Source organism: Bradyrhizobium sp. LeoA1Lang, from assembly GCF_055413685.1.
Genome location: NZ_JBVAPG010000237.1, coordinates 1 through 9219, shown reverse-complemented (window position 1 = coordinate 9219; position 9219 = coordinate 1). Strand labels below are relative to the sequence as shown.

The 9219-nt window shown below is 63.3% G+C and carries 9 protein-coding genes; 3 read left to right on the top strand and 6 right to left on the bottom strand.

Annotated features, from left to right (window positions below):
• Window positions 1–323: 323 nt before the first annotated feature.
• The 5 genes from ACZYOF_RS40070 to ACZYOF_RS40050 all read right to left on the bottom strand — a co-directional run bounded on the left by ACZYOF_RS40070 (window position 324) and on the right by ACZYOF_RS40050 (window position 4315).
• Entirely contained in the window at window positions 324–650 is a 327-nt protein-coding gene (locus ACZYOF_RS40070) for an HPr family phosphocarrier protein (protein WP_130582325.1), read from the bottom strand.
• Complete coding sequence (locus ACZYOF_RS40065; protein WP_027579987.1) at window positions 647–1048, bottom strand: PTS sugar transporter subunit IIA; 402 nt, start codon at window positions 1046–1048, stop codon at window positions 647–649. The genes ACZYOF_RS40070 and ACZYOF_RS40065 overlap by 4 nt, the downstream gene beginning before the upstream one ends.
• A gap of 133 nt (window positions 1049–1181) precedes the next feature.
• Window positions 1182–1697: an HPr kinase/phosphorylase gene (locus tag ACZYOF_RS40060; protein ID WP_463719190.1), complete on the bottom strand. Its 516-nt coding sequence runs from the start codon at window positions 1695–1697 to the stop codon at window positions 1182–1184.
• A complete protein-coding gene (locus tag ACZYOF_RS40055; protein ID WP_463719189.1) occupies window positions 1694–3499 on the bottom strand; it encodes a stimulus-sensing domain-containing protein in 1806 nt (601 codons plus the stop codon). Before ACZYOF_RS40055 ends, ACZYOF_RS40060 begins: the two co-directional genes overlap by 4 nt.
• Before the next feature lie 114 nt (window positions 3500–3613).
• A complete protein-coding gene (locus tag ACZYOF_RS40050) occupies window positions 3614–4315 on the bottom strand; it encodes a response regulator transcription factor (RefSeq protein WP_027579989.1) in 702 nt (233 codons plus the stop codon).
• Between the two features lie 229 nt (window positions 4316–4544).
• On the opposite strand from ACZYOF_RS40050, the gene ACZYOF_RS40045 reads away from it, so the two are divergent.
• From ACZYOF_RS40045 to ACZYOF_RS40035, 3 genes are all read left to right on the top strand, one after another.
• On the top strand, window positions 4545–5279 hold the full coding sequence (locus ACZYOF_RS40045; RefSeq protein WP_130582322.1) for a HugZ family pyridoxamine 5'-phosphate oxidase: 735 nt from the start codon (window positions 4545–4547) through the stop codon (window positions 5277–5279).
• A 597-nt stretch (window positions 5280–5876) separates the two neighbouring features.
• Complete coding sequence (locus ACZYOF_RS40040; RefSeq protein WP_130582321.1) at window positions 5877–7493, top strand: phosphoenolpyruvate carboxykinase; 1617 nt, start codon at window positions 5877–5879, stop codon at window positions 7491–7493.
• Between the two features lie 165 nt (window positions 7494–7658).
• Window positions 7659–8024, top strand: coding sequence for a hypothetical protein (locus ACZYOF_RS40035; RefSeq protein ID WP_463719188.1), 366 nt, complete (start codon window positions 7659–7661; stop codon window positions 8022–8024).
• A gap of 82 nt (window positions 8025–8106) precedes the next feature.
• Here ACZYOF_RS40035 and rocF read toward each other — a convergent pair whose 3' ends face one another.
• The gene (gene rocF, locus ACZYOF_RS40030) at window positions 8107–9075 is read right to left on the bottom strand and encodes an arginase (protein WP_130582319.1); all 969 of its coding nucleotides are present in this window, start codon (window positions 9073–9075) and stop codon (window positions 8107–8109) included.
• Between the last annotated feature and the right edge of the window lie 144 nt (window positions 9076–9219).

The following is a 9219-nucleotide window of genomic DNA, read 5'->3' as shown; positions in this document are numbered from 1 at the left end:
CTTCGACGTATCCATTCCAATGCGGATAATCTGCGTCACGGACGGCTCCCTCGTTTGAGATTTCGACAACCTCATTCTGGCACAACTGATGCCGTAGGGGGCCGTCCACCCCATCAACCACAGGGAGATGTGATGTGCTCCGCTGCAACCACTCGCTCGCGCCACAACGCCTCCCTGTGGTTATGGGTCCCCGCCTTCGTGGGACGACAGCGAGAATCGTAGGATGGGTAGAGCGGAGCGAAACCCATCATTTGCGCGGCTTACTCCATCGCGATGGGTTTCGCTCCGCTCTACCATCCTACAGAGCAGGCATTGGACCGCGCCTACACGCCTTCTTCGTTGAACTTGCTGGCGACGAGTTCGGCGATGGCGTCGAGAGCGGCTTCGGCTTCGGGGCCGGTGGCGGAGACGATGACTGACGTTCCGGGGCCGGCGGCGAGCATCATCAGGCCCATGATCGAGGTGCCGCCGACGGTCTCGCTGCCGCGCGTCACCCAGACCTCGGCCTCGAAGCGCTCGACCATCTGCACGAATTTGGCGGAAGCGCGCGCGTGCAGGCCGCGCTTGTTGACGATCTGGAGTTCACGGGAGATCGCGCCCGCCGGAACCGTCGGGCCGACTTCGTTTTCGCCCGAGCCCTCGGCGCTCATTTGCCGGCAAGGACGCGGCTGGCAATGGTGACGTATTTGCGGCCCGCTTCCTGGGCCATCGCGATCGCATCGGGCAGCGACCGCTCTTCGCGAACCTTCGCGAGCTTCACCAGCATCGGAAGATTGATGCCTGCGAGCACTTCGACCTTGGGCCGGCTCATGCACGAGATCGCGAGGTTCGACGGCGTGCCGCCGAACATGTCGGTGAGGATCGCAACGCCGTCGCCGCTATCGACGCGGTTGACCGCTTCGATGATGTCGCTGCGACATAGATCGGCGTCGTCTTCGGCTCCGATCGTAATTGCTTCAATTTGTTTTTGTGGGCCCATTACGTGTTCGAGCGCTGCCTTGAATTCGTCGGCAAGGCGCCCGTGGGTCACAAGCACTAGACCAATCATCGGAAACTCCTCGCGGGTGCTTCTTGGTGCACCGCACGAACGCGCCACTTTGACCATCCAGAGGCCCCGCGCAAGAGGGCATCTTGGCTATCTCCCGGAATTTGGGGGCGGAGAAATACGGGTCTGCACCGGTCTATTCAGTGGCCATATTGCGGCTGATATGGTTACCGATTTGCCCCAAGCAATCGTCCGCGAGATTACGGGAACATGAACTTTCAGTTGTCGTCAATGCTGCGACAACCAGTAGCAGGGGTGAAAAGCCTATCCCGACGGGGATTCGCGGTAAAAAAACACCGTTTATCTCGGTCTGCAGCGCTTCCGGCGGCGGCAGGCGCTCGGCATCGCCGGCGGCGAGATCGACCACCAGCCCGACGATTGCCTCATGTGTGTACTCAACGCGGCGGATGCCGAGCCCGCGAATCTCGATCAGCCCGGCCAATTCCGCGACCGGCCGTATCAGCAATTCTTTGCCGGCTGTGTCGAGATAGACACGGTCATCGCCGACCAAGACGGCCGGCGGAAGCTGTCCAGAGCGGCCGGCGAGGATCAGATCGAAGGCGAGGCACGACTTGCCGGAACCGGACGGGCCGCGGATCAGCACCGCGCGTTCTCCCACCAGCACTGCGGATGCATGCACGCTGGCGCTCATGGCGCCGGCAGCCTGACCACGAAGCGCGCGCCAGCGACCGTTGGCTTGCCGTCGGCATCAGCGGGACCGGGCCGGTTCTCGGCCCAGATGCGTCCGTTATGCGCCTCGATGATCTGCTTGGAGATCGACAGCCCCAGTCCGGAATTCTGGCCGAAGCCCTGGTGCGGCCGGTCGGTGTAGAAGCGCTCGAAGATGCGCTCCAGCGCGTCCTCGCCGATGCCGGGGCCGTCGTCGTCGACCACGATCTCGATCTCCGAGCGCACGCGGCGGCAGACGATGCGCACCTTGTCGCCCGGTTGCGAGAACGATTGCGCGTTGGAGAGCAGGTTGGAGATCACTTGGCCCAGCCGCGAGTCGTGGCCGGGCACCGCGAAGGTGTCGGTCGGACCGCGGCCCTCGAAGCGGGCTTCGACCGCGACGTCGTGGCCGAGCTTGGTCTCGTTGGCGACCGAGGTCAGCGTCGTCAGCAGGCGGCGCAGATCGACCGGCGCCATGTCCTGGCGCTGCAGCTCGGCATCGAGCCGGCTCGCATCGGAGATGTCGGAGATCAGCCGGTCGAGCCGCCTGACGTCGTGCTCGATCACGGCGAGCAGGCGGGAGCGGCTGCTTTCGGCGCGCGCCAAGGGCAGCGTCTCCACCGCCGAGCGCAGCGACGTCAGCGGGTTCTTCAGCTCGTGGGCGACGTCGGCGGCGAACATCTCGATCGCCTCGATCCGGCTGTAGAGCGCGTCGGTCATGTCGCGCAGCGCGCCGGAGAGATGGCCGATCTCGTCGCGGCGGCGGCTGAAGTCGGGAATCTCGACGCGGGTCTGGATGCGGCGGCGGACTCTTTCAGCGCCATCGGCAAGCCGCCGCACCGGGCCGGCAATTGTGCTCGCAAGCAGGAGCGACAGCACGATCATCACGGCCGCGGCGACGCCGCCGACCTTGAGGATCGCCAGCCGCTCGGCGGTCACCATCTGGTCGATGTCGTCGCCCTGGGTGGAGAGCATCAAGGCGCCATGCACGGCGCGGAAGCGCTGCACGGGGACGGCGACCGAGACGATCACCTCGCCGCGATCGTTGACGCGCACCATGCTGCTCTTCTGGCCGTTCAAGGACTGCGCGACCTCCTGGTAGCCGGTGCCGTTCTCCGGGCCGAGCTCGCGATAGAGCGGCAGATCGCCGCGGTTCAGCCAGGTGCGGATCGCGATCGTGGTCCGCTCGGCGAATCCCGGCTTCTCGGCGTTCGGCGGCGGCAGCTCGATCCTGAACACGTCGCCCTTGCCATAGAGGCTGCGGCTGTCGAGGATCAATCCGCCCTCGCGATCGAAGATACGGGCGCGCGTCTTGGTCGGCGAGATCAGCCGCCGCAGCACCGGCGCGACGCGTTCGGGATTGATCGGGAAGTCGGAATATTCGTCCGGCACGCCGTAGCTTTCGCCGGGCTTGAGGTCGAGCAGCCGCTCCGGATCGATGGTGATGGTGTTGGTCTCGACGGTAGCGGAGGCCGCGATGGCGCCGGCGATGATCTCGGCCTGTACCAGAAGGCTCTGGGCGCGCGCGTCGATCAGGCCGGCGCGGAATTGCGAGAGGTAAAGGATGCTGGCGACGAGCGCGACCAGGCCCGCGAGATTCAGCGAGACGATGCGGCGGGTCAGGCTCGAGAAGGACAGCGCGAAGAAGAACTGCCCGGCGCGACTCAGCCAGTCCAGCGGCCGCCAGCGCTTTGCCGTCGCCTTGTCGGCAAACTGGTCCTGCTCGAGGAGCGCCTGGGCGTCCTCGACGGTCTGGGCTGGGTCGGGCTGCGTTCGATCAAGCACTGGCAGGACTGCCGGTTCGTTGACGAGGGGTGTTATCATGCACGTTATTGGGTCCGCACCCTACCCCATAGGTTCGGACCGTGTCAGTTAACAAAGCGGAGCTTTCGCCGCGGATCAGGCTTCCTTGAAGCGATACCCCACGCCGTACAAGGTTTCGATCATCTCGAAATCCTCGTCGACCACCTTGAACTTCTTGCGCAGCCGCTTGATGTGGCTGTCGATGGTGCGATCGTCGACATAGACCTGGTCGTCATAGGCGGCGTCCATCAGCGCATTGCGGCTCTTCACCACGCCGGGCCGCGTCGCCAGTGCCTGCAGGATCAAGAATTCGGTGACCGTCAGCGTCACCGGCTCGTTCTTCCAGGTGCAGGTGTGGCGCTCCGGGTCCATCCTGAGCAGGCCGCGATCGAGCGCGCGCGTGTCCGGCTCCTTTGGAGCGGCGGTCGGATCCTTGGGCTGGCCGCGGCGGAGCACGGCCTTCACGCGCTCGACCAAAAGGCGCTGCGAGAATGGTTTGCGGATGAAATCGTCGGCGCCCATTTTGAGGCCGAACAATTCGTCGATCTCTTCATCCTTGGAGGTCAGAAAGATCACAGGCAGATCGGATTTTTGTCTGAGCCGCCGCAGAGTCTCCATGCCGTCCATGCGCGGCATCTTGATGTCGAGGATCGCCAGATCCGGTGGCGAGGTGCGGAAGCCATCGAGCGCCGACGCACCATCCGTGTATGTCATGATGCGGTAGCCTTCGGCTTCCAACGCTATCGAGACAGAGGTGAGAATGTTGCGGTCGTCGTCGACCAGGGCGATTGTGGGCATGAGCCTGCTTTCAGTTTTCCAGTTGGCTGAAACGGCGAGCATTCCGGTGATGCGCCGCATAATTGGGCTTCGGACTCGGTCAGCGAGCAATGCAACGTGGGCTGAAGTGTGACCGAGTTCCGCCAAACGCCTCGCCCCCCGCGGACGCGTCCGACCCGTCTAAAGCCCGTTTACCCGAAAAAAGCCCCGAAGTGCAACCACATGGCCAGACAATTACTAGGTAATTTCGATGCAACCGACCGCTGATTTTGACCCCGCCAGACTGGCTCGTTCCCTGCTCCGGAGGAGCCGGCAAGGCGCCTTGGCGACGCTGATGCCGAAAACCGGTGATCCCTATTGTTCCCTGGTCAATGTCGCGAGCCACCCGGACGGTTCCCCGATACTGCTGCTGTCCCGCCTGGCGGTCCATACCAGGAACCTGCTCGCCGACCCCCGGGTATCGCTGATGCTGGACGAGCGGGCCGAAGGCGACCCGCTGGAGGGGTCCCGGATCATGCTGGCGGGCCGGGCGGAACAGGCGGAAGGCGACGCCGCAGCCCTCCTGCGCCGCCGCTACCTCGCTGCCCATCCATCCGCGGAAGCCTTTGTGGAATTTAAGGATTTCTCCTTCTTCCGGATCGCCCCCTCGGCCACCCATCTCGTTGCGGGCTTCGGCCGGATCGTCGATCTCAGGCCCGAACAGTTCCTGACCGATCTGGCTGGGACGGAGGGGTGGCTGGAGGCTGAAGCTGAGGCCGTCGAGCATATGAACAAGGCTCACCGCGACCCCATGGACCTTTATGCGACCCGGCTGCTCGGGGCAGAGAGCGCCGACTGGCGCTGCACAGGCTGCGACCCCGAGGGCATGGACATGCAGGCGGGCAAGCGGACGCTGCGGCTGGAATTTCCAGAGCGCGTGCGCAATGCTGCGGAGCTGCGCAAGATGCTGGTTCGGCTCGCTGGCGATGCGCGCGCAAAAGGGTAAGCGCGAGCGGCGCGGCGTCGCAGCGCATGATCATGAGAGCGCCGTCGTCAACGCGCTTGGCATCATGCTTCTTATGCGCAACGACGCGGAACGTTTGCGCGCGCTGCGCATTCTTAACGGCCGTCGAATTCGAACGATGGCGTGTCGACGTTGAGTGAGGCCGTGCAATCAATTCCCATCGCCGATTGGATCGTGCGATCCAAGTGCAACGGCATTGCCGGCGACAAGGCCGATGTCTCAATCTCCGCAAACTGCATATCGGGTATTCTACGCGTTGATGGACAACCGCGCGGCGTGTTCGATGGCACTAATTGTGCATCGCAAAGATGTCGGCCATGGATTGATCGCGGCGGATCGTCGCGCGATCCATGGGCAAGAAAGCCGCCTTGCGCTGCAGCAAATGCTTGAACCACATGGGAGCGGATGCCTTGGAATAAACCAAAATTCGGGGACTAGCTTGGCAAGCTCTGATTGCCCCATTATGAGGTCGCTGGACCGGGGCCTTCGGGCTATATTTGTTGTTGGAAAAGGTCACCGCGACTGAGCGCGTTTAGCGACATTCGCGCAATGGGAAACGCGGGTTCGAGGAGGTTCTTCGTGCAAAACACGGGCGTGTACAACGGTGCCTTTGGCGCCGACAAATTCGGCTTAAAAAATCTCAAGCGCGTGCATTGGAATCTTCGCGCGCCGCAGCTCTATCAATATTCGCTTGCGGCAGGCGAGGCCGTGCTCTCGGCCGATGGCGCGCTCTGCGCGGACACGGGCGAATTCACGGGCCGCAGCCCGAAGGACAAGTTCACCGTTCGCGACGCGACCACCGACAAGAACATGTGGTGGGCCGGCAATCAGTCGATCACATCAGAGCAGTTCGAAGCGCTCTATCAGGATTTCCTCAAACACGCCGAAGGCAAGGCGCTGTTCGCGCAGGATCTCTATGGCGGCGCCGATCCGACCTATCGGATCAAGACACGCGTGTTCACCGAACTCGCCTGGCATTCGCTGTTCATCCGCACACTCCTGATCCGCCCCGAGGCGATCGAGCTCGCAAGCTTCGTGCCTGAGCTCACCATCATCGACATGCCGAGCTTCCGCGCCGATCCCAAACGTCACGGCGTGCGCTCGGAGAACGTTGTCGCGATCGATTTCGCCCGCAAGATCGTCCTGATCGGCGGGTCTTATTATGCCGGCGAGATGAAGAAGTCGGTCTTCACCACGCTCAACTATTATCTGCCCGCGCGCGGCGTGATGCCGATGCACTGCTCGGCCAATGTCGGATCAAAGGGCGACAGCGCGATCTTCTTCGGCCTCTCGGGTACCGGCAAGACGACGCTGTCGGCCGATCCCAACCGCACGCTGATCGGCGATGACGAACATGGCTGGGGTCCGGAGGGCGTCTTCAATTTCGAGGGCGGCTGCTACGCCAAGTGCATCAAGCTGTCGAAGGAAGCCGAGCCGCAGATCTATGCCGCGAGCAAGCGCTTCGGCGCGGTGCTCGAGAACTGCGTGCTCGACGAGGATACCCGCGAGGTCGACTTCGACGATGGCTCGAAGACCGAGAACACCCGTTCCGCCTATCCGCTCGACTTCATTCCCAACGCCTCGCGCACCGGCCGCGCGCCGCATCCGAAGAACGTCGTGATGCTGGCGGCCGATGCCTTCGGCGTGCTGCCGCCGATCGCGAAGCTCTCACCGGCGCAGGCGATGTATCACTTCCTGTCCGGCTACACCGCGAAGGTCGCGGGCACCGAGCGCGGCCTCGGCTCCGAGCCGCAGCCGGAATTCTCTACCTGCTTCGGCTCGCCGTTCCTGCCGCTCGATCCTTCCGTCTATGGCAACATGCTGCGTGACCTGATCGCCCAGCACAATGTCGATTGCTGGCTGGTCAACACCGGCTGGACCGGCGGCAAGTATGGCGTAGGCTCGCGCATGCCGATCAAGGTCACGCGCGCGCTGCTCACCGCGGCGCTCGATGGCAGCTTGCGCAATGTCGAATTCCGCACCGACGAATATTTCGGTTTCGCAGTGCCGACCGCGCTGCCGGGCGTGCCGAGCGAGATCCTCAATCCGGTGAACACCTGGAAGGACAAGGTCGAGTTCGACAAGACTGCCCGCGCATTGGTCGGCATGTTCCAGAAGAACTTCGCCAAGTTCGAGAGCAAGGTCGACGCCGAAGTCCGCGCCGCCGCGCCGGACGTGAAGCTCGCGGCCGAATAGTCTCAGATTTCCTCGAACAAAAAGGGCGACCCGCGGTCGCCCTTTTTCTGTTCCGGAACGTGTCTGCATCGCAGCCAGCAACATCCGGAAACACTTCGCAAGCGCCCGTTAACCGCCTTCGGTTCGTAACTCGTGCATCTCGATCAACGGAGCACGGCGGGCGCGATGGGCGACATCATGAGTATTCTTCAGAATTCCTACGCCTCGGCGTCGCTCTCGACGCCTTCCAATACGCCCTATGTCAATGTCGATCCCGCGAGCTACCAGGGCACCTGGGACGGCACCTATTCGAACGGCCAGAAATTCCAGTTCAGCATTTCGCAGGTGAACGGATTCCGCGCCCAGGTGAAATACCGGAGCGGCGCGACCGTTCAGTATCAGCAGGTGCTGATCAAGGACAATTCGTTCCGCATCGGCGACACCAAGTTCACGCTCGCCTCGCAAGGCAATGCGCAGGTGAAGAACGTCATCACCGATCCTGTGTCGGGCAATACGACGCTCGTCACCGGCAACGCGACGCAGGATACGTGAAAGGGCGAATAGCGAATGGCGAGTAGCGAATTAGGTCAGCAATCGCCTCTATTCGCCATTCCCTATTCGCTATTCGCCCATATCAATCCGGCAGCACCGCGTTGGTCGGTGTCGGGCGGTCGGTGATCTGCAGCCCGAACAGGCTGCCGATCAACTCCACGACAACACGTGCGGTACGGCCGCGCTCGTCGAGGAAGGGATTGAGCTCGACGATGTCGACCGAGCGCACCAGTCCGGAATCGTGCAACAGCTCCATGATCAGGTGCGCCTCGCGGTAGGTTGCGCCACCCGGCACCGTGGTGCCGACGCCGGGCGCGACCGAAGGATCGAGGAAATCGACGTCGAACGAGACATGCAGCACGCCGTTCCTCGCCTTGACGCGATCGATCACGCGGCGGATCAGCACGGCGACGCCGAATTCGTCGATGGCGCGCATGTCGGCGATGGCGACGCGACGTTCGCGCAACAGCTTGCGCTCCAGCGGGTCGACCGAACGGGTGCCGATCAGGTCGAGCTGATCAGGTGTAATCGAGGCGCGCGGCAGGCCGCCGAGCAGGTTGTCGAGCCCTGGCTCGCCGCAGAGAAAAGCGGCCGACATGCCGTGCATGTTGCCGGTGATTGTCGTGTCGGGCGTGTTGTAGTCGGCATGCGCGTCGACCCACAGAGCGAACAGCGGCCGGCCCTTCTCCTGCCAGAAGCGCGCAACCCCATTGATCGACCCCATCGAGAGCGAATGATCGCCGCCCATGAAGATCGGCACCGCGCCCGATTGCGCCAGCCAGTAGGCGCGCTCGGAGAGCAGGCGGATCCAGGTCTTCACCTCCTCATAGAACTTCGTATTTGCAGGCACCGGCCCGTCCGAGACCACCGCGGGAATGGAGAGATCACCGTGGTCGTCGACGCGAAGCTCCAATTGCTCCAGGACGCGCGCGATCCCGGCGGTGCGCAGCGCCGCCGGCCCCATCAGCGTGCCGGCCTGCGCGGCGCCGATCTCGATGGGAACTCCGAGGAGCGCGATGTGCGAGGGTTTTGGAACGTCGGATTCGGGCATGCGGCGGTGCTCTCAATTCGTAGATTCCATGGGGCGGTGAGCGCGCCCTTTCCGGTAGGTTTGGGTTTCCACACTCGAACCATCGGAGAGTCTGATGCAAGCATCGACCAAGAGCACGCCCACCGCCGGCCATTGTGGCACGAT